Here is an 18,712-nt window from a genome sequence, read left to right as displayed (position 1 = left end):
CAGGCCGTCGGGTCGCGTTCGTTTCCGCCGCGAAACCGGGAAGGTATTTAATCGACGGTCCGGTAGACTCGACCGATGTACGACTTCGTCGTGGTCGGGGCCGGCCCCGCCGGTTCGCGTTTTGCCCACCGCGCCGCCGAGGGGGGCTACGACGTGCTCGCCCTGGAGCAGGGATCGGTCGGCGAGCCGCTTGCCTGTTCGGGACACGTCAGCACCGACGTCTGGGAGTACACGACCGAGGGCGCCCGCGAGGACCTCCTCCAGAACGAGATCACGGGCGCGCGCTTTCATGTTGGGGGGCCCGAAAGCGAGGCCCACCCCTTTTACACCGACGACCCGATCTCGAACGTGATCGACCGGGTCGGCCTCGACGAGCACCTCGCGGCGGCCGCCCGCGAGGCCGGCGCCGACCTCCGGGAGCACCACACCGTCACGGACGTTTCGGAGGAACCGGATCACGTCCTCGTCTCGGCCAGCACGCCCGAGGGGAGCGCGCAGTTTCGCGCGCGGATGGTCGCGGGCTGTGACGGGCCCGTCTCCCGTACCCGTCGCGATCTCGATATCGAGGAACCCGACGAACTGCTCCACGGCGTCCTCGGGTTCGATCCGACGCCGGACCACGGCGACCGGGTCGACGTCCACCTCACCGTCCCGCGTTTTTTCGCGTGGCGCATCCCGCGGGGCGAGGCCGGGGTGGAGTACGGGCTGGCCGCCCCGCCCGGACGCGAGGTCCGCGGGCTGTTCGAGGAGTTCACCGCCGGCTACGGCGTCGAGACCGAGAACGTCTGCTCGGGGATGATCCCCATCGGCCCACCCGAGCGGATCACGAGCGACCGGGGATTCCTCCTCGGGGACGCGGCCGCCCAGACAAAGCCCTTCACCGGCGGGGGGATCCTGTATGGCATGACCGCCGCCGACCACGCCGCAGACACCGTCGATCCCGAGAACCCGAAGACCCTCCAACGCTACGAGAAAACATGGCGGTCGGACCTCGCCCGCGAGATCCGCCTCGGTGGCGTACTCCGGCGGGCGTACTCGCTCCCGAAGCCGATCCAGAACGCGGGACTGGGCGCGCTCTCGGGCGAGATCGGCGTCCATATGGACCGTCCCACCTCACTGTTCTCGCGCGCCCAGTTGAAGGCGCTTCTCTCGCGGTCCTAGTAGAACGGCACCCGCGCCGAGCGCCCGCTTCCCTCGACGAACGGCAGTTCCGTGACGGTTGCGGGCACCGACTCGTCCCCGACCGTTACGTCCTCGCTCTCCAACCCGAACTCCACGAGCGCGAGCGCGATGGGCTCGGAGAGCGACGGGCTCTGTACCGCGCGGGTGATCTCCCCGACCGTCTCGTCGTCCCCGAGGACCGCCGTGCCTGCCGCCGGTAGTTCGGAACACCGCAGACCGACGAGCCGTTGGCTCGGCTGGCCCCTGTTTTCGACGCGACTGATGACCTCCTGACCGACGAAACAGCCTTTTTCGAAGTCCACGGCGTTTCGAAGCCCCAGTACGTTCGGTACCCGGCCTTCGAGTTCGCTCGAAAAGAGGGGCGTGCCTGCCTCGAGCGTCAGCGTTTCCCACGTCCGGGAACCGAAGGGGATCGCCCCGGTCCCGTAGTTGATCAGTGCGTCCATCACCGCCTCGCTCTCGGCGGCGCTACAGACGATCTCGTAGCCGTCCTCGCCGGTCGGGTCGTCGCTCGCGATGACGGTCACGCCGATGTCGTTGATCGTCCCGCGGTCGAAGACCAGTTCGCCCTCCGGAACGCCGATCTTGTTGAGCACGCTCGCGACCTTTTCGGTGGCTTTCGGTCCGTGAACGCCGAGCACCGCCAGATCGTCGCTGGCGACCTCGATCTCGACGTCCTGGATGAACACCTTCTCGCGCCACTCCTCGGCCAGTCCTCGCGCACGGCCGGGCGGGACGAAAAGCAGGAGGCGCTCGCCGGCGTTGTAGACGTAGATGTCGAGTTCGATCCGGCCCTGCGGATCACACAGCAGGGCGTACGCGCCCTCGCCGTCGTCGTCGGGCACGCGGTTCGAGACGACGTTGTCGACGTACTCCACCCGATCGTCGCCGGTGATTACCAAGACGCCGTAGGCCATCTCGGTGATCCCTACGCCGTTTCTGACCGCCAGATGGGTGCGCTCGGGGCGGCCGTAGTGGCGCGCTAGCCGCCGTCCGCCGCGCTCTTCGAAGGTCGCGCCGTGGTTCGCGTGGAAGGTCTCGAGGACGGTCATCCTCGGCTCCGCTCCGTGTTCATACCGCTGATCGGGGGTCGCGCCGGTAAAGCGTGGCGCTTAGAACGGCAGTCGCTCCCGAAGTCGTTCGAAAAACGACGGCTCCTCGCTCTCGGGGTCGGGAACGACCGACTCGTCGGGCAGGATGACGGTGCGATCGCCGTTCTTCTCGACGGTGATCAGGTCCGCGCGCTTCAGATCGGCGAGTGCGGTCTCGAGTTCGTCGATGGTCACGTCGGCGCGGGTCCGCAGTTCCAGCACCGTCATTCCGCCTTCGGGTCGCTCGATAAGTGCGTCGAGAACGGCAACCTCGCTGTCGGTGCGATTCCGGTACGCCCGCTTTGCGCCCATACTCCCACTCCGACGGCGAGGGATTTATACTGTGGGCCGACCCGACCGGCCGCCGATTCCCCGCGAGCAGTACTCTTTTGGTCCTGTCGGGGTAGGTACAGCCATGAGTCTCCGCTGTTCACTCCTCGGTCACGAGTACGGGGAAAGCGAGATCGAGCGCGACCGCGAGGAACGCGGCAACGAGGTGGTCATCAGCGTCGTCGAACTCGAACGCTGCGTCCACTGTGGTACGGCGCGGACGATCAGCGAGAACACGGAGGTCACCCAGCTCTCGGGTCCCCGATCCGGGACCGTCCAACCGGGGCCAGCCCGGGCCCGCCCGTCGCCAGCCGAGTCCGACGAACCCGACGAGCCCGACGAGCCCGGCGAGCCCGGCGAGATCGCCGACCCCTCGGGACCGGGTATCGAGCCCCGCGAGACGAGCGACCCGGCCGACTCGACGGCCAACCCCGCGAACTCGGAAACGACCCGCCGACGGGACCCGGTCGTCGAGGCCGACCCCGACCGCGAGGACACGGAGATCATCGAGGACGGGCCCGGAACCGACGAGGGGCGCGACCCGGGCGCGTGGCCCGAAGCCGACGGCGAGGACGAGGGCTTCGACGCGACGACTCCCGACGGGCCGACCGACATCGACTTCGGCGGCGGGCTGACCCCACAGGCCGATCAGGGCGCGGAGATCATCGATTCGGCCGGCGAATCGGACGTCGAGGGCGGGGCGGAACCGACCTTCGTCGACGCCGGTTCGTCGCAGTCGCCGGGCCGGTCGGCGCCACCCAACGTCGGCGGTGGACTGTACTGTCCCCACTGCGAGGCCGCATCGCTCGACGAGCGCGACTCGCTGCGGGCGGGCGACATCTGTCCGGAGTGTCACCGGGGCTATCTGGCCGAGGGCGAGCGCTGAGACGAAACCCGTAAATCCGGCGCTGTCGAACGGGGCCCAATGCGCGAATACAAGATGCGACGCGGCGAGCACCTCGAAGAGCGGATCCCCGACATGGAGGGGACCATCGAGGAGTACTTCGGCTCCATTACCGACTCCGAGGAGCACAACGGCAGCGACCTCTTCGTGGTCGAGGAGCCCGACAACCCCGTCTTCGAGCGGATCGTCGCCGGCGCGGTCGCCTACAGCGGCAAGAAGGACAAGCTCGCGGTCCACTTCGAGGAGCGCCCCGCAGAAGACGTCATCGCCGAGGGCAACGCCGACGCCGCCGCCGACGCGGTCGACGCCAAAAACAGCTTTCTGCTCGAAGCGACGGGCCGGGACGCGAAATCCCGGCGCGAATCGATGAAACGCGACGTCGAGGACAAAGACGCCGACGTCCCCGACGCCTAATCCAGCGCGCGCTCGATCGCCGCCGCGACCCCGCGGGCCTTCTCGGCCAGTTCCTCGCCCACGAGGCCCGCACCGACCGCCTCGGCTAGCTCGTCGTCGTCGACGCGCTCGACACGCCCGTCGGGGTGTTTGATCACGTCGACGTGGAGGTCGACGTATCTCGCACTCGTCGGAAAGAGTTCGACGGGCGTACACACGTTGACGTAGGTTCCCTTCGATTCGCCGTCATCGTCCCGGTAGACCGTCGGATACCACCACCGCCCCTCCTTCAGGGTGGTGATCGCGACATCGCCGGACTCGCGAGACGTGCCCAGCGCGTCGTAGCTCCCCCCAGGGGTCATCTCGCGGCGCAGCGTGATCGAGCCCTCGGGGTCGTACTCGATCACCTCGCCGCGTCCCAGCGTGATCACCCGCCCGCCGGGTTTCCCGTGTTCGATGGCGAGTTCGTCGCCCGCCCGGGGCCCGAACTGGCTCGCGACCGCGTCGAAGGGGAACGCCGTGGGTTCACAGAGCGCCTCCGCGAAGTCGACGGCGTCGCTCGCCCGATTCGAGCCGGCCTTGATCCGGTGGTGGCCCGCCATCGTCGCCGTGATTTCCCTCCGAACCCCATCGAGCGAGAACCGGCTCTCGCGGCCGAACCAGCACCACGCGCTCGCGTACGGGTTCGCCCCGCCGTCCCCGTACTCCTCGGCGAGGGTTGTCACCCGCGAGAGAGCCTCGTTCAGGTCGTCGAGGCTCGCCCCGCGGGCGCGCCGTCCGAGCGAGACGCCCCACTCCTCAGGGATCTCGACCGAGAGCAGGTCGACCAGCCCCGCCGTCTCGGCGTCGGGCGCGTCGATCCCCGACTGGCCCTTTTCGAGCGCCGCCAGCCCGCCGGGGGTCCGCGCGCGTATCGTCGTCGTCAGTCGGGGATCGTCCTCGTCCCACGGCGCAGCGAGTTCCGTGACCTGCACGCGCAGTTCGTCGCCCGCCTCGACGTAGCCCTCGGCGTCGTCGAAGGGCAGGTAGCCCCGTCCCTCGGGAAGCGAGACGACCGCCCCGCCTCCACGGGTCCCCTCGACCCGTCCCTCGAAAACCGCACCCAACGGGGTGGGGTCCTCCCAGATGAACGCGTCGCGACCGACCGCGAGCAGCCTTTTTGCCTCCTCGACTGCCTCCGGAACCCCCGACAACGAGACGCCCTGTCGGTCGCGACTCGTCTCGCAGGCGAGGTCGGCGGGGCCGTCGGAAAACTCGCGCTCGAATCGCTCTTCGATCGGGGCGGTCGCCTGGACGACCTCGTGGCCCGCTTCGGAGAACAGCCGGGTGAGCGCGGTCGTGTAGATCCCCCGGATCGCGACCCTCATAGGGCGTCGCGCGAGGCGGCGAACTTCACCCGGGCGTCGACGGTCGGTCCCAAGGAGAGTTCGACGAGGCCCTCGTCCAGCACCCGCCCACCCTCGACGGGCACGCCCCACGAGTCGAATCGCAGATACCCCCGGATGTCCGCGCCGTGGGTGAACAGATCGCAGTACTCGACGGCGTGTTCCGGAAACTCCTCGCGGCTGTGGGCGAGGTCCATATCGGAGTAGACGGTCCCGTGGGCCTCGAAAAATCCCACCAGATCGTCGGCGTCGGCCGCGACGAGTTCGGCGACCCGGTCGGAGGCCGCGACGATCGCCTCGCGCTCGAGTCCGGCCTCGCGGAGCGCCTGCTGGGTGCGCTGATCGAAGTGCATATCGCTCCATCGGGTCGCGGCCCGTTTTACTCTGACTAGTCGTCGGCGGGCGGCTCGGTTTCGACGGGTCGCTGGGGCGATGCCGCGGTCCGTAGAGCGCTCACGACCTACCGGTCGATCGGTCCCGGGTCCGAAGAATTAGGAAGGACGATTCTGTAGGTGGCGTATGCAACGGGACCCGGTCGATCGCGAGACGCGCGGAAAACGCGACCTGTACGACGTCTCGACGTGGGAGCGTCGGTCGGCGGTCGATAAGCTCGCGGCGGGGCTCTATCGCGTCGGCGTCGCGGGAACGAAGGCGTTTGTCGTGCTTTTGGCGCTGGTTTTCCTGATCGCGCAGTTCGTCCTCGGGGGACTGGGTGCGGTCTCGGATCCCGTGGTCGGCGTTCTGGTGGTTCTCTCGGTGGTGCCCGCCTTCGCGATCGCGGCCTACATCTGGCGCAGCGACGTGACGACGGGCGAGCCCCTCTCGCTGTTGGTGGCGACCTTCCTGCTGGCGGTGCTGTTTGCGATGTTCGCCGCGATCGTCAACTCGTTTCTCCAGCCGGCGTTCAGTTCGCTGCCGGCGCTGATCGGGCTGCCGCTGTTTTTCTTCCTCGTGGTCGGCCCCGTCGAGGAGACGGTCAAACTGCTCGCAGTGCGTCTGTTTGCCTACCGCGATCCGCGATTCAACGCCGTCATCGACGGGGCGGTCTACGGCGCGGCCGCCGGACTGGGATTCGCGACCATCGAGAACGCGATCTACATCACGCGGGGCCTGGAGGCCGGTCTCGCCGGGATCGAAGTCGTCGGCGCCGCCGGCGGGACCGCTGCGACCCGCGCGCTGGCGGGACCGGGGCACGTGCTCTATTCGGCGATCGCAGGCTACTACCTCGGGCTTGCGAAGTTCAACCGCGAGAACGCCGGCCCGATCGTCATCAAGGGGGTGTTGATCGCCGCCTTCTTCCACGGGCTGTACAACACGCTCTCGGGGATCGTCCCGGGCCTACTCGTCGCGGCCGCGAGTTGGATCACGCCCCCCGTCGCGCTGATCGGCTTCATCCTCGTCTACGACGGACTCGTCGCCTATTTCCTCTATCGGAAGCTCTCGGCCTACCGGCGCGCGTACGCCGACGCCGGGATCCGCGACGGTGATGGCGACCCGATGCCCGAACTCACCGAGTTCGATCCCGATACGGGTCGGTGACCCGCTCGACGTACTTGGCGATCACGTCCGCTTCGAGATGCACCGGATCGCCGACTTCCTTTCCCGAAAGCGTCGTCTCCCCGTACGTGGTCGGGATGATCGCGACCGTGAACTCCCCCGCCGAGAGGGAGGCGACGGTGAGGCTGATGCCGTCGACTGTAATCGACCCTTTCTCGACGACGTAGTTCGCGAGGTCGTCCGGCAACGAAAAGGTAAAGCGCCAGTCCTCGCCGACCGCCTCGATCCCCACCACTTCGCCCACGCCGTCGACGTGGCCCTGGACGACGTGGCCGTCGAACCGGCCGTCTGCGGGCATCGCGCGTTCGAGGTTGACCCGTTCGCCCTCCCGCAGCTCGCCCAGATAGGTCCGCGAGACGGTTTCGGCGGCGAGGAAGACCGAGAACCCCGCCTCGTCGTGGTCCTCGACGGTCAGACAGGCCCCGTTGACGCTCACGCTCTGGCCGCCCTCGAGTTCGCTCGCGAACGGACAGCCGATCCGCAGTCGGAGTCCGTCGTCGGTCTCGGTCCTCGCGAGGACCTCGCCCGTCGCCTCGACGATCCCGGTGAACATACCCCGACTTGGAGGGATCGACACGAAAGGGTTCCGTCGGGAAGCCGTCGGCGTCTGCCCGGACGGCCAGATACGTTATATCCACCGGGCGTTTACGGACGCCCGATGGCGAACCTGGGGATTCTGGATATGATCGGGTTGGCGGCCTCGCTCGTCTTTGCCCTTCCAGTCGGCGTGTTCGGGCTGAACCGGCTTCTCGATGGGCAGACGGTTCTAGGCGGCGGGCTGGTTGTCGTCGCAGTGGCGATGGTACTGCTCCCTCAAAAGCTCACGACGCCGATGGACCTCCCCGCGGACCTCGCCGGAGCCGCCGTCGGAACGGTCGCCAAAACGCCCGAGGAGGACGAAGAGCGCGACCGCTCGGAGTGATTCCGGCGGACCGACTGGCCCACGAGGGGCCGGCAGGGTTTTGGGCCGCCGGCGATCAGTCCGAGGCATGAAACTCCCCGGTATCCTAAGCATGATCCAGCTGGGCTCGGGGCTGATCTTCGCGATCCCGCTCGGTATCATCGGTATCGAGTTTCTGACGAACGGTCGGCCGGTTTTCGGTGCCGGATTCCTGCTCGTCGCCGCCGCGATGCTCCTGTTGCCCGAGTACGTCGCCCGTCGGGTCGGTAGCCCGCGCGAGTGGGTTCTCGGCCGGCTTCCCTTCCGGCGCGGGGACTGACGGTCCCGAGGGACACAAGAGCTATTCGCCGGCTCGGCGTACGACCCCTATGAGCGAGCGCCCGGGGATGGGGGACGTCGAGTATACCTACACGCGGGGGATGGACGAGGGGGCGGTCGACGAGCGTCTCGCGGGCGCGGAGACGGGCGTGCTCGCGCTCGCCGTCGGCGACGACGCCTACGCGATCCCGGTGGCGTTCCACCGCGAGGGCGAGCGGGTCTACTTCCGGCTGGCCGTCCACGAAGGCAGCGAGAAGGCCGCGTCCCTCGAATCGACCGCACGGGCGGCGTTCGTCGTCTACGATACTGCACCGCCCGACGACTCCTGGAGTATCGTGCTCCGGGGGCCGATCCGGCCCGCCGAACGGGACCTCGACGACGCGACGATCAACGCGCTGTTTACCCCTCTCAGAGTGTTCGACGAGTCGATCGAGTCGATCGAACCGACGGTCTACGAACTCGCGATCGAAACGGTCACGGGCCGAACGACCTGACCTGCGGGACGAGCGACCGGGGGTACTCGACGGGGATCTCGATCCCTTCCTCGCGGACGACGACGAGGTCCTCGATCCGCACACCCCCCTCTCGGGGGTCGTAGACGCCCGGTTCGACCGTCAGCACCGTTCCTGCCGCCAACTCGGTGTCCGTGCGCAGCGACGGGGCCTCATGCAGGCTCATCCCGACGCCGTGGCCCGTCCCGTGGGTGAATCCGGGCGATCCGTCGGGCCGGAAGCCGTAGGCGGCGATCTCCGCGGCGGTCTCCTCGTGGACCGCGGTCGCGAGCGTTCCCGCACCCTCCGAGAGGGCGTCGAGGGCGGCCTCCCGGGCGCGTTCGACGGCGACGTACGCCCGGCGCTCCCACCCCCCCTCCGGATCGACGACGAAGGTCCGCGAGAGGTCGCCGTAGTAGCCCGCCGGTCCGCGCGGCGAGAGGTCCAGCAGGACGGTCTCGCCCGCCTCTATCGGGACGTCGCCGGTAAAGTGCAGGTCCGCACAGCTCTCTCCCGCGCCGATCACGGTGTTTCCAGCCGGCGCGACGCCCTCGCGTGCCATCGCGGCGTCGGCCTCACGGCGCAGGCGCTCGGTCGTAAGCGCCTCGCCTTCCCATTCGAGGGCTTCCCCATTGATCCCCGCCGAGGCCAGCACCGTCTCCGCGCGGGCCATCCCGACCCGGGCAGACCCCTGTACCGCCCGGATCCGGTCGATTTCACCCTCGGTCTTCCGTGCACGCATTCGGCTCACGATGGCGCTCGATTCGATGTCACAACCCCCCTCTTCGAGCCAGACGGCGGCGGCGTGGGGGATCGATCGGGGGACCAGGACCGTTCCCGAGACGAGTTCTGCGGCGCGCTGTCCCGCGGTCGTCGCGTCCTGTTCGGCGGCGCTCACGACGGTCCCGGAGAACTCCCGTCGAGCCTGCGCTTCGAACAGTCGGGGCGCACAGAGGACCGCCTCGCCGTCCTCACCGTCGTAGACGAAGGCGTACTCGCGGTCGGGGCCCGAAAAACGTGTGAGGTACCTGAGGTCGTCGTCAAAGCGGTCGCCGACGTGGACGAATGCCGCTGCATCCCGCGAGTCGAGTTCGGCCTCGAGCGCCTCGTAGTCCATCTAGTGGACTTCGGCCTCGGGGGCGTTGGCCTCGGCGATCAGCTCCTCGATGGGCTCCTCGCGGGGTTCGTTACAGAGCAACACGTCGAGTGGCAGCGTCGGCGCGCCGTTGACGAGGTTCTCCATCAGGACGAGTCGCTCCCGTGCGCGGCTCATCCCGACGTAGAACACGCGCCGTTCGTTGTCGGTCAGCATCGGCACCGGGCTGGTCGTCCGGGTAAACTCCTCCTCGATGGGCACCGCTTCCTGTTCGATCGTCGCGGCCATCTGTTCGACGACCTTTTCAGTGAGATCGGTCGCGACGAAGACGTGGTCGGCCTCGCGGCCCTTCGCGGAGTGGATCGTCCCGACGCGCACGCGCTCTGGGTCCGCACCCTCGTAGGTCCCCGTCGCGAAGTAAGACTTGACGCTCTTTCGCTGGAAACTGGTGATCTTCCGGGACATGTCCGCGGCCGAGACCGGGTCGGGGACGAAGGGCGCGTACTCGCGGATGGTCTCGGGCCCGATCGTGATCTCCGCGACGTTGTCGACGCCCGCGGCCTCCTTTCGCTCGTCGATCTCGTCGAAGAGGTCGTCCCGGTCGTTCGTGCTGAACGCGGAATCGGCGAGCATGTCCGCGAGGCGCCGGGCCTCCAACCCGTTGATCTCCTCGCCCGCGTCGATCTTCTCGACGGCGGCGATGAACTGCTGGAGGCGGTCGGTCCACATCCGCTGGTCGGTCAGCACCCGGAAGGGCATCCCCTCGGAGATGAACTCATCGAGGAACTGGAACATCTGATAGCGCGCCCGAAAGAGCACCATCACCGTCTCGTCGGGGGTTTCGGCGACCGTTGCGCGCACGTTTCGCACCAGATCGAGCATCGAGGGGCTCTCGACGGCCTCGACCTTGCCGCCCTCCTTGCGGGGGTTCAGGTCCTTCTCCTGGCGCTTTTCGATGTGTCGGACCTCGCGGTTGACGACGTCGAGGATCCGCGAGGGGAGCCGATAGGAGTTCGGTAGGACGTTGTCGTCGTCGACCTCGGCGTCCAAGAGGAGGTTCGGGTCCGCACCCTGCCAGGCGTAGACGACCTGGTCGTCGTCGCCGGCGATCAACACACCCTCCATGTGGGGTTTCCACTCCTCGTAGACGGCGTACTGCAGCGTGGTGATGTCCTGGAACTCGTCGATGACCAGGAAGTCGACGTTCGGAACCAGCGAGCGCTGTTCGACCCGTTCGAGCATATCGGCGAAGCCGACCAGCCCCTCCTCGCCCTTGAACGCGCGCCACGCCCGGATCGCCTCGGGGATGTCGATCCGGTCGTCATCCGAGGGCCACGTCGGAGTGTACTTGTTGCCCGACAGCGAGTTCTCGTCGATCTCGGGGGGCAGACGGACCTCCTCGTCGTTCCACTGGAAGGGCACGTCGTACCAGTCGCCGACTTCCCTGTTGGTGCGCTGGAGCCACTGGCTCGTCGCGATGATCTTGTTGCCGAGCGTCGTTGAGCGCGCGGTCCGGCGGCCGGCGCCGCTGTACTCGTCTTCGAACTCCAGGCCGTAGTCCTCACAGAACGCCTTTTTCTGTTTCTCGCCGACGACGTCCGCACGCGAGAGGTCGAGCAGTTCGTAGGCCTTCGCGTGCATCGTACAGACGTTGCCCTGCAGGCTCCGTGGGGAGATGTCGAGGCGTTCGGCCAGTCGTTCGCGGATCTCGGCGGCGGCGGCCCGCGTATAGGAGACGACCAATACGTCGTTGACGGCGACCTCGTCGCGTTCAAGGAGCCCCTCGACGCGGTCGAGTAGGGCGGTCGTCTTCCCGCTGCCGGGTCCACCGAACAGTCGGGTGACCTGTGTCTCAGCCATTGCACGAACTCACGGGCCTATACCTGATAAGCCCCGTGGATTCGCTCAGCCACCCCGCGAGGAACGCGCTTTCCGCACGTCCGCACCGTCACGGATCAGGTCCTCACAGTCCGGACAGACGCGTGGCTCCTCGATGTCCGTCGGCGTGAACACGCGAGCGTACGCCTCGGTCACGAACGAGCCACAGTTCTGACACTCTGGCATTCGTTCGGAACATTCGTCGCGAGCAATAAACGGTTTCGGTCCCTAGCGTGGTGCCCACCCACAGACCGTACAGTCCGAGGCGGACTGATCGTGAAGGCCGCCGCAGTCGGGACACTGCTTTTTGTTATAGTCGGTGTCCCACCCTGCCGGTTCCGTCTCGTGTCCACGCTCGGACAGGAACTGGTCGAACATGTCGTCGCCGTCGGGTGCGGTGGCCATACATGGTACGTTATACCACGACAGTACATAACGTTTCGGGCCGGAAACGACAGCGAGTTTACGTCGGGCGTCCGTAGGGCGGGCATGGCCGACGCCCCGCTCGAACACGTCAGCAGCGCACCCGATACCCCGGCCGACGGTCCCGCCCCGGCGGTCGTGTTGATCCACGGCCGGGGGACGAACGAACGGGATCTCCTGCCCATCGCCGAGCGTCTGCCCGACCAACTGCACGTCCTCAGCGTTCGCGCGCCCGACCCGCTGCAGGGCGGGTACACGTGGTACGAACTCGACCTCTCGGCGGGCGGCCTCCACGCGAGCCAGCCCCACCCCGAGGAGTTCCGCCGCAGCCTCGACCTCCTCCACGGGTTCGTCGAGTGGGCTGTCGGGGAGTACGACCTCGATCCCGAGCGGGTCGGCCTGCTGGGCTTCAGCCAGGGTGCGATCGCGAGCCTCGCGGCACTCACAGAGCGCCCCGAGAACTACGACTGGATCGTCGCGCTGAACGGTTATCTCGCCGCCTCACACGAGGACAGCGCGGGCAACGCCCGCGATAAGCCGGTGTTCCTCGGTGCCGGCGAGGCGGATCAGATCATCCCCGCCGAGCGCGCCGAGCGCGCCGCTGAACTGCTGGAGGAAGCGGGCGCGGCCGTGCGCCTCGAGGTCTACCCAGTGGGCCACGGTACCCACCCCGAGGAGATCCGGGCAGTCTCGGCGTGGGTGGCCGAGCGGCTCTGAGTACGGTACCGATCGCCGGATCCACAACGCTTCTGTCGGCCGCCCACGACCGCCCCGTGTGAACTACGTCGGCTGGACGCTTCTGGCGTTGCTCGCGTACACCGTCTTCCCGCCGCTGGTGAACCTCTCGACCCGGACGGTCCCCAGCGCGGTCGTGACGCTGGTCGCGGCCTCGACGTTCGCGCTGGGCGCAGCGGGCGTCGTCGTCTATCGGGGCGAGCGCGTCGCGCCGTACCTCCTTTCGGGCGAGGCGATCTACATGTACGCCGCCGGGATCACGCTCACCGTGGGGTTGCTCGCGTACTACTACGCGCTGTCGGTCGGTCCCGTCAGCGTCGTCGTTCCCGTCTTCGGGATGTTCGTCGTGACGAGTTCGCTGCTCGGCGTCACCGTCCTCGGGGAACCGCTTACCGCCCGGAAACTGCTGGGGATCGCCTTCGCCGCGCTCGCGATCTACCTCATCGCCGTCGAATGACTCCCACCCGTGTCGGACAGGTCATCGACGTGCCGATTGTCCGACCGATCGGATCAGACTGGTTCCTTGAGCAACTCCCCGATCGTCTCGTCGATGAACTCCTTGTCCGCAGCATCGAGCCCGAACATTCCGAAGTGTCCCCACGGCGTTGGGATCGGCCGCAGTTCGCTGTCGGGAATCATCGCTTCTTCCTCCCGACCAATTGTTTATAATTATATATCCCTCCGGGTCCGTCCGACGGGCCGTCGCCGACCGGATCAGCGAAGCCCTCGAAGGACCATGACGATCCCCAGCAGGAAGCCGGCCGCGGCGAGCCCGATTCCCGCGAGCCCGAGCAGTTCCGTGCTATTGTACTCGGGAACCCGGTAGCCGTACTCCATGACCGCCGCCGAGAGCAGGAGGGACAATCCCGCACCGAAGACCGTGGTCGCCAGATCGACGCCGAAAGGGTTGCCGATATCCACCATGTCGATCCATCGTGGCGCCGGCCGGGTAACGCCTCTGCAGGCGAGTGCTTCCTAAATACCGTACAGTTCGCCGTACTTCTCCGTCACGTACTCGAGGAAGTGATCGGCGGTGAACGACTCGCCGGTGGCCCGTTCGATCAACTCGGGCGTGGTGTAGCGCGCGCCGTGGCGGTGGACGTTCTCGACGAGCCAGTCGCGAAGCGGGTCGAACTCCCCCGCTCGAATCTTCCCGTCGAGGTCCTCGATGTCCTCGTCGGCGTTCGCGTACAGCTGGGCGGCGAGCACGCTTCCGAGCGAGTACGTCGGGAAATACCCGAAGGAACCGTGCGACCAGTGGATGTCCTGTAAGCACCCTTCGGCATCGGTCTCCGGCTTGACGCCGAGGTACTCCTCCATCTTCTCGTTCCAGGTTTCTGGGATCTCCTCGACCGAGAGGTCGCCCTCGATGAGCTCGCGCTCGATCTCGAAGCGCAGGACGATATGCATGTGATAGGTCAGCTCGTCGGCCTCGACGCGAATGAGGTTGTCATCGTAGACCTGATTGGCTGCCTCGTAGGCCTCCTCGGTACCCGCGTCGACATCGGGAAAGCGCTCTTCGACCTGCGGGAGGAACAGTTCCCAGAACGCCCGTGAGCGCCCGACGTGGTTCTCCCAGAGCCGGGACTGGGACTCGTGGACGGTGAGATCCCGGGAATCGCCCAATGGGGTGCCGTAGTGCTCGTCGGGCAGTCCTAAGGTATAGGTCGCGTGGCCGAACTCGTGGATCGTGCTCGTCAGCCCGCCCAGCAGGTCCGTCTCGTCGAAACGCGTGGTGACCCGGGCGTCGAACTGGGTGCCCGTCGAGAAGGGGTGTGGTGCGGTGTCGAGGCGTCCGCGATCCCAGTCATACCCCAGCGTATCGAGCGCGTCGCGTGCCAGTTCCTCCTGGGTTTCGGGGTCGAACTCGCCGGCGAAGGCGTCGACCGCGAGGTCGGCCTCGGAGTCGGCGACCGAATCGATCAGCGGAACGAGCTCCTCGCGCAGTCGAGTCAGCATCTCCTCCGCCGTCTCCAGTTCGATGTAGGGTTCGTAGTCCGCAAAGAGCACCGCGTAGGGGTCGGCATCGGGATCGATGTGCTCCGCGTACTCCTTTTTCAGCTCGATCAGCTCCTCGAGGATCGGCGCGAAGACCGAGAAGTCGTCCTCGGCTTTCGCCTCCTTCCACTTCGGGAGCGCTTCGGAGGTCGTCCGGGAGATCTCCTCGACCAGTTCGGTCGGGACGCGGGTCTTTCGCTCGTACTGGCGGCGGATCTCCCGCACGACCGATTCTTCTTTCCCGTCGAGATCGGTCGATTCGAGCTCGTCGAGGTACGTCCCCATCTCTTCGTCGGTGAACTCCTCGTGGATCACCGCCGAGAGGGTCGAGAGCTGCTGGGAGCGGGCTTCGATCCCCTCGTCGGGCATCTTCACCTCTTGGTCCCACTGGAGGACGCCCGCTCCGGCCCCCAGGTTCTCGATGCGTCTGACCTTCTCGACGAACCGCTCGTAGGTATCGTTTTCCGTCGTCGACTGCGCCATACCTACGATTCGAAACGCCTCGACATGAACCCGATGGTCGCGGCGAGCGTGGTGCGGATCAGCCGACGACCTCCAGCAAGCCGCCGTCGGTGTCGTTCCCGTCCGCGGACCCGTTGTCGGTCCCGGTCGCGTTCTCGCTGTTGTTCCCGGTCGTTTCGTTCGGCTCGGCCGGCTCCGTGTCGTTTGCCGTGGTGTCGTTGGTGACCGTTCCGTTCGTGTCGGATCCGTCTATGCCGTCGGTGTCGGTTTGGCTGTCGCTCACGCCGCCGGATTCATTTCCCGAACCAGCCCCAGTAGTGTCGGTCTGGTTATCGCTCGCCCCACCGGTCTCATTTCCCGTCTCACCGCCATCGGTCCCGCTGGTCTGGTCCGCGTTCCCACCCTGACCGTTGCTTTCATTTCCCGAACCGGCCTCGGGTTGGCCCCCGTCACCGGTGGGCTGGGTGTCGCCCTCTTCGGTCTGGTTCGTTTCGCCATTGGTTCCGTCGTCGCCGCCCTCACCGTTTTGGCCGTCGCTCACGCCGCCGGGTTCATTTCCCGAATCGGCCTCCGGGGAAGCTTCGTTGGATTCGTTTCCGCCGGGTTGGTCGGTGGCCGTCCCGTTCTCACCGGATTCGTCGCCGGCCGTCCCGCCGTCGGACTGATCGCCGTTCTCGGCCGAGTCCGGCGCCGACTCGCCGCTCTCCGGCTCGCTCGAGCCGTTATCGTCGCCTGCTGGCGCTTCAGTGTCGTTGTTAGTGTCGTCGGCGTTCTGGCTCTCGTCGGACTCGCTGCCGTCCGAACTGGAGTCGTCCGCCGAGTCGGTTCCATCATCCGCACTCCCGTCGCCGGCACTCTCGTCCGTGGATTCGTCGGTCTGTTCGTCTTCGCTGCTTTCGTTGTCGTCCTGGGCCCCGTCGTCTCCGCCGGCATCTCCCCCGTCGTTCCCAGCGTCATCGGACTCGTCCTGCGCGCCGTCGGCGTTCTCGTCGCCGGTATCGTCCGTGGACTCGTCGGCGTTCGAGTCGTCGCTGTCGTCCCCGCCGGAGTCATCGCTACCGCCTCCGAAGACCGGGAGACCACCCGACTCATCGCCGGTGTTGTCGGCGTTTCCGTCGTCGTTCGCGCTCTCGTCGGACGAGTCCTGCCCGTCGTCGTCGTCGTTCGAGCCGTCGTTCCCGTCTGTTTGCTCCTCGGTGGCGTCACCGCTGTCGGACGAACCGGCATCGCCGCCGCTGTCGTCGTCCCCGTCGCTGCTGTCGTCGGCGTTGCTATCGCTCGCTCCGTCGTCGGCAGTGTCGTTTCCGCCGCCGTCCCCCGTGTCCGAGCCGTTGTCCGAGAGGCCGGGAGGCGAGCCGTCGCCGGGGCTGTCGGTGCCAAACGGGCCCACGCCGAGCGACGGCAGCCCGAGGGTCGCGATCAGCCCGATCACGAACAGGCCGATCCCGGCCACCAGCAGGATCTGCTGTGGCCGTTTCCAGTCGGTGTTCTCGCCGGTTTCGGTGTCCGTCTGGGATCTCGGTTTCGGTGGTCCGGGGGACTGTGAGCGACTCACGTCACCCCTCGTTGCGCGCCGACCTCCAAAGTCCTGTCCCTCTCGCCGCGAAAGTGGTTTTCATCCGACCTGTTTCGACGCGAGCGCCCGGTACAGCCGGTAACACCGCTCCAGTACCGAAAGCGAGACGCTCTCGTCGTCGGTGTGGGCTTCGCCCGGCTCGGAGGCCCCACAGACCACACAGACGGTCCCGGCTTCCGCGAGCCAGCCCGCATCCGTCGCGTGGGGCTTCGAGACCAGTTCGGGGGCTCCCTCTTGGGTTTCGCGGGCGGCTTCGAGCGCCGCCCGTGCGAACCCCTCGTCCGAACAGGCCATCGGCGGGAGGTCCTGATCGACCGCCCACTCGACGCCGCCGATCTCGCCCGTCCGCTCGAGCGACGTGCGCTCGCCGGGCACGGTGCGTTCGTCGACCGTTACCGTACAGTGATCCGGGATTACGTTCATCGCCGACCCGCCGTCGATCTCGGTGACCGCGACCGAGCCCGAGAGCCGGTTCTCGAGGACCGTCGCCGTCGGCGCGTCGAGTCCCCGAACGAGGTCGACGGCCTCGCAGGCCCGGTAGATCGCGTTCTCGCCGGCCTCGGGCTCGCTCGCGTGGCTCGCCGCCCCGCGGGCGGTGATCGTGCTACCACGGCGACCCTTGTGGGCGACGACCACGTCGGTTACCCCCGGTTTCGAGTAGTTCGTCGAACCCTCACAGACGACGGCGTAGTCGGGTACGAAGCCCGCCTCGATGGCGAAGCGCGCGCCGACGCCGCCTGACTCCTCGCCGACGAAACTCGCGAAGACGAGTTCGCCCGCTGGGGCGCTGTCTCGCGCTCGGGAGCCGCCCGACCGGTCCGAGCTACCCGACACCTCGCTGTCCCGAAACGCACACATCGCCGCCGCCACGGCGCCTTTCATGTCCGCGGTGCCCCGACCGTAGAGGCGCCCGTCGCGCTCCTCGAGGACGTACTCGCCGTCTTCGATCTGTGTTCCGGCGGGCGGTACCACGTCGTGGTGACCCACGAGCGCGAGCGACGCCCCCTCCCGGGATCCTTTCCGGGCGAAGACGTTGCCGGCCTCGTCGCGGGTTACCTCGCCGTCGGTCTCCTCGCACAGCCATGCCTCGATGAACTCGCCCGCCCGCGTCTCGTCCTCGTGGCTCGGGATCGCGACGAGGTCGCGGGTCAGTTCGGTCACGTCGTCCATGCACGCCCGCCGACCGCCGGGTGCATAAGTGGCCACGAAACGCTATCGGGGTGGGCGGCCTACGGGAAGCATGGACGAGCACAGTCGCACCGTCGACATCGCCGACTGGGAGGCGATCGTCTCGGAACTCGATCGCTTCTGTGTCGACGGGATGACCCACGTCGAAAGCGACATGGCCCACTGCACGATCGGTGATGCGACGATCGAGATCCACGCGGACGGTCGGGTCGCGGGCAGTATGCCGCTTCACGAGTTCGACGGCGTGATCGAGACCCTCGAATTCGACCACGTAGGCGGCACGATCTCGGCCGAAAGCGAGGAAATCACTTACACGTTCCGCCGGCCCGGAGAAACCATCACCTGATTGACTTTCGCAGCGAGGAGGCAAGCGGTCGTGATCGGCAGCGCGACGAACAACCCGAGGAAGGCTCCGTACAGCACCGACTCACCGTCCACCACTTCGAACGCCGCGACGACCGCCGTGATCCCGAGGAGGACGCCGGCCCAGAGACGCTGGCGCGTCGCGACGTGCTCGGTCCGCTCGCCGAAGAAGGCCTGATTGGCTTTGGCCGCGAGAAATCCGCACAGAGTCACCGCTGCCCCGCTCAGCGGCGCGTAGACGAGCGGTCCGGAAGTCCGTATGATTAGCAGGCCGATCGCCGCCGTCGCGAGCAGGAACACGCCGAGCCACACCCGCGGGCGCTCGGCGACGTGGACGGGTCGGGTCGTCGACATACACGACGTATCGGATCTCGAATACGTATCGCTTCCGGCCGCCCTCCGGATGAAATACCCTTATCAACGTCCCGGCTACTATGGACG

25 protein-coding genes are annotated in these 18,712 nt (G+C 67.3%); 10 read left to right on the top strand and 15 right to left on the bottom strand.

The genetic code is table 11. From position 1 onward, the window contains the following. Positions 1–75: 75 nt before the first annotated feature. Positions 76–1,161, top strand: coding sequence for a geranylgeranyl reductase family protein (locus tag HACJB3_RS13120; RefSeq protein ID WP_008416075.1), 1,086 nt, complete (start codon positions 76–78; stop codon positions 1,159–1,161). Here HACJB3_RS13120 and ygfZ read toward each other — a convergent pair. Both ygfZ and HACJB3_RS13110 read right to left on the bottom strand, forming a co-directional pair. Then, positions 1,158–2,234: a CAF17-like 4Fe-4S cluster assembly/insertion protein YgfZ gene (gene ygfZ / locus HACJB3_RS13115; RefSeq protein ID WP_008416074.1), complete on the bottom strand. Its 1,077-nt coding sequence runs from the start codon at positions 2,232–2,234 to the stop codon at positions 1,158–1,160. The genes HACJB3_RS13120 and ygfZ overlap by 4 nt on opposite strands. A gap of 60 nt (positions 2,235–2,294) precedes the next feature. After that, a complete protein-coding gene (locus HACJB3_RS13110; RefSeq protein ID WP_008416072.1) occupies positions 2,295–2,585 on the bottom strand; it encodes a DUF6432 family protein in 291 nt (96 codons plus the stop codon). A 103-nt stretch (positions 2,586–2,688) separates the two neighbouring features. Between HACJB3_RS13110 and HACJB3_RS13105 the strand changes: the two genes are divergently transcribed. Both HACJB3_RS13105 and HACJB3_RS13100 read left to right on the top strand, forming a co-directional pair. Then, complete coding sequence (locus HACJB3_RS13105; protein ID WP_008416070.1) at positions 2,689–3,489, top strand: DUF7093 family protein; 801 nt, start codon at positions 2,689–2,691, stop codon at positions 3,487–3,489. Between the two features lie 39 nt (positions 3,490–3,528). After that, a complete protein-coding gene (locus tag HACJB3_RS13100; RefSeq protein WP_008416068.1) occupies positions 3,529–3,921 on the top strand; it encodes a DUF5611 family protein in 393 nt (130 codons plus the stop codon). On the opposite strand, the gene HACJB3_RS13095 is transcribed toward HACJB3_RS13100, so the two are convergent. Both HACJB3_RS13095 and HACJB3_RS13090 read right to left on the bottom strand, forming a co-directional pair. After that, entirely contained in the window at positions 3,918–5,267 is a 1,350-nt protein-coding gene (locus HACJB3_RS13095; RefSeq protein ID WP_008416066.1) for a DUF402 domain-containing protein, read from the bottom strand. The two genes, HACJB3_RS13100 and HACJB3_RS13095, sit on opposite strands and share 4 nt — an antisense overlap. Continuing rightward, on the bottom strand, positions 5,264–5,638 hold the full coding sequence (locus tag HACJB3_RS13090) for a DUF7532 family protein (RefSeq protein ID WP_008416064.1): 375 nt from the start codon (positions 5,636–5,638) through the stop codon (positions 5,264–5,266). Before HACJB3_RS13090 ends, HACJB3_RS13095 begins: the two co-directional genes overlap by 4 nt. A 166-nt stretch (positions 5,639–5,804) precedes the next feature. Here HACJB3_RS13090 and HACJB3_RS13085 point away from each other — a divergent pair, with 166 nt between their 5' ends. Beyond that, entirely contained in the window at positions 5,805–6,824 is a 1,020-nt protein-coding gene (locus tag HACJB3_RS13085; RefSeq protein WP_008416062.1) for a PrsW family intramembrane metalloprotease, read from the top strand. Here the strand turns inward: HACJB3_RS13085 and HACJB3_RS13080 are convergent. Next, positions 6,793–7,395 carry a riboflavin synthase gene (locus HACJB3_RS13080; RefSeq protein ID WP_008416060.1) on the bottom strand — a complete coding sequence of 201 codons (603 nt, stop codon included), beginning with the start codon at positions 7,393–7,395 and terminating at the stop codon, positions 6,793–6,795. The genes HACJB3_RS13085 and HACJB3_RS13080 overlap by 32 nt on opposite strands. A 105-nt stretch (positions 7,396–7,500) precedes the next feature. Here HACJB3_RS13080 and HACJB3_RS13075 point away from each other — a divergent pair, with 105 nt between their 5' ends. The 3 genes from HACJB3_RS13075 (at position 7,501) to HACJB3_RS13065 (ending at position 8,555) form a co-directional block, all read left to right on the top strand. Continuing rightward, positions 7,501–7,764, top strand: coding sequence for a DUF7533 family protein (locus HACJB3_RS13075; RefSeq protein ID WP_008416059.1), 264 nt, complete (start codon positions 7,501–7,503; stop codon positions 7,762–7,764). Positions 7,765–7,831: 67 nt separating this feature from the next. Further along, complete coding sequence (locus HACJB3_RS13070) at positions 7,832–8,062, top strand: DUF7533 family protein (RefSeq protein ID WP_008416057.1); 231 nt, start codon at positions 7,832–7,834, stop codon at positions 8,060–8,062. Between the two features lie 49 nt (positions 8,063–8,111). After that, positions 8,112–8,555, top strand: coding sequence for a pyridoxamine 5'-phosphate oxidase family protein (locus HACJB3_RS13065; RefSeq protein WP_008416055.1), 444 nt, complete (start codon positions 8,112–8,114; stop codon positions 8,553–8,555). Here HACJB3_RS13065 and HACJB3_RS13060 read toward each other — a convergent pair. From HACJB3_RS13060 to HACJB3_RS20265, 4 genes are read right to left on the bottom strand one after another with little or no spacing between them, the layout of a single operon-like run. Further along, positions 8,536–9,669: a M24 family metallopeptidase gene (locus tag HACJB3_RS13060; protein ID WP_008416053.1), complete on the bottom strand. Its 1,134-nt coding sequence runs from the start codon at positions 9,667–9,669 to the stop codon at positions 8,536–8,538. The genes HACJB3_RS13065 and HACJB3_RS13060 overlap by 20 nt on opposite strands. Beyond that, positions 9,670–11,508: a UvrD-helicase domain-containing protein gene (locus HACJB3_RS13055; protein ID WP_008416051.1), complete on the bottom strand. Its 1,839-nt coding sequence runs from the start codon at positions 11,506–11,508 to the stop codon at positions 9,670–9,672. Positions 11,509–11,553: 45 nt separating this feature from the next. Beyond that, a complete protein-coding gene (locus HACJB3_RS20270; protein ID WP_008416050.1) occupies positions 11,554–11,712 on the bottom strand; it encodes a DUF7563 family protein in 159 nt (52 codons plus the stop codon). 42 nt (positions 11,713–11,754) lie between these two features. Continuing rightward, positions 11,755–11,931, bottom strand: coding sequence for an HVO_0416 family zinc finger protein (locus HACJB3_RS20265; protein WP_013199531.1), 177 nt, complete (start codon positions 11,929–11,931; stop codon positions 11,755–11,757). 84 nt (positions 11,932–12,015) lie between these two features. On the opposite strand from HACJB3_RS20265, the gene HACJB3_RS13050 reads away from it, so the two are divergent. After that, positions 12,016–12,666 carry an alpha/beta hydrolase gene (locus tag HACJB3_RS13050; RefSeq protein WP_008416048.1) on the top strand — a complete coding sequence of 217 codons (651 nt, stop codon included), beginning with the start codon at positions 12,016–12,018 and terminating at the stop codon, positions 12,664–12,666. Positions 12,667–12,724: 58 nt separating this feature from the next. Continuing rightward, entirely contained in the window at positions 12,725–13,141 is a 417-nt protein-coding gene (locus HACJB3_RS13045; protein WP_008416047.1) for an EamA family transporter, read from the top strand. A gap of 53 nt (positions 13,142–13,194) precedes the next feature. Here HACJB3_RS13045 and HACJB3_RS21080 read toward each other — a convergent pair whose 3' ends face one another. The 5 genes from HACJB3_RS21080 to HACJB3_RS13025 form a co-directional block, all read right to left on the bottom strand. Continuing rightward, positions 13,195–13,323, bottom strand: a complete 129-nt coding sequence (locus HACJB3_RS21080) for a hypothetical protein (protein ID WP_008416046.1) — start codon at positions 13,321–13,323, stop codon at positions 13,195–13,197. A 75-nt stretch (positions 13,324–13,398) separates the two neighbouring features. Continuing rightward, entirely contained in the window at positions 13,399–13,608 is a 210-nt protein-coding gene (locus tag HACJB3_RS13040; protein WP_008416045.1) for a hypothetical protein, read from the bottom strand. Between the two features lie 51 nt (positions 13,609–13,659). Continuing rightward, positions 13,660–15,165: a carboxypeptidase M32 gene (locus tag HACJB3_RS13035; RefSeq protein ID WP_013199530.1), complete on the bottom strand. Its 1,506-nt coding sequence runs from the start codon at positions 15,163–15,165 to the stop codon at positions 13,660–13,662. A 58-nt stretch (positions 15,166–15,223) separates the two neighbouring features. Continuing rightward, positions 15,224–16,699 carry a hypothetical protein gene (locus tag HACJB3_RS13030; protein ID WP_008416044.1) on the bottom strand — a complete coding sequence of 492 codons (1,476 nt, stop codon included), beginning with the start codon at positions 16,697–16,699 and terminating at the stop codon, positions 15,224–15,226. Positions 16,700–16,759: 60 nt separating this feature from the next. Further along, entirely contained in the window at positions 16,760–17,890 is a 1,131-nt protein-coding gene (locus HACJB3_RS13025) for a M20 family metallopeptidase (RefSeq protein WP_008416043.1), read from the bottom strand. Positions 17,891–17,960: 70 nt separating this feature from the next. On the opposite strand from HACJB3_RS13025, the gene HACJB3_RS13020 reads away from it, so the two are divergent. Beyond that, a complete protein-coding gene (locus tag HACJB3_RS13020; protein ID WP_008416042.1) occupies positions 17,961–18,254 on the top strand; it encodes a hypothetical protein in 294 nt (97 codons plus the stop codon). Here HACJB3_RS13020 and HACJB3_RS13015 read toward each other — a convergent pair. Continuing rightward, on the bottom strand, positions 18,218–18,625 hold the full coding sequence (locus HACJB3_RS13015) for a hypothetical protein (RefSeq protein ID WP_008416041.1): 408 nt from the start codon (positions 18,623–18,625) through the stop codon (positions 18,218–18,220). The genes HACJB3_RS13020 and HACJB3_RS13015 overlap by 37 nt on opposite strands. Positions 18,626–18,712 lie beyond the last annotated feature (87 nt).

Source organism: Halalkalicoccus jeotgali B3, from assembly GCF_000196895.1.
In the GTDB taxonomy this organism is placed as follows: domain Archaea; phylum Halobacteriota; class Halobacteria; order Halobacteriales; family Halalkalicoccaceae; genus Halalkalicoccus; species Halalkalicoccus jeotgali.
This window is presented reverse-complemented; position numbering and strand designations above follow the sequence as displayed.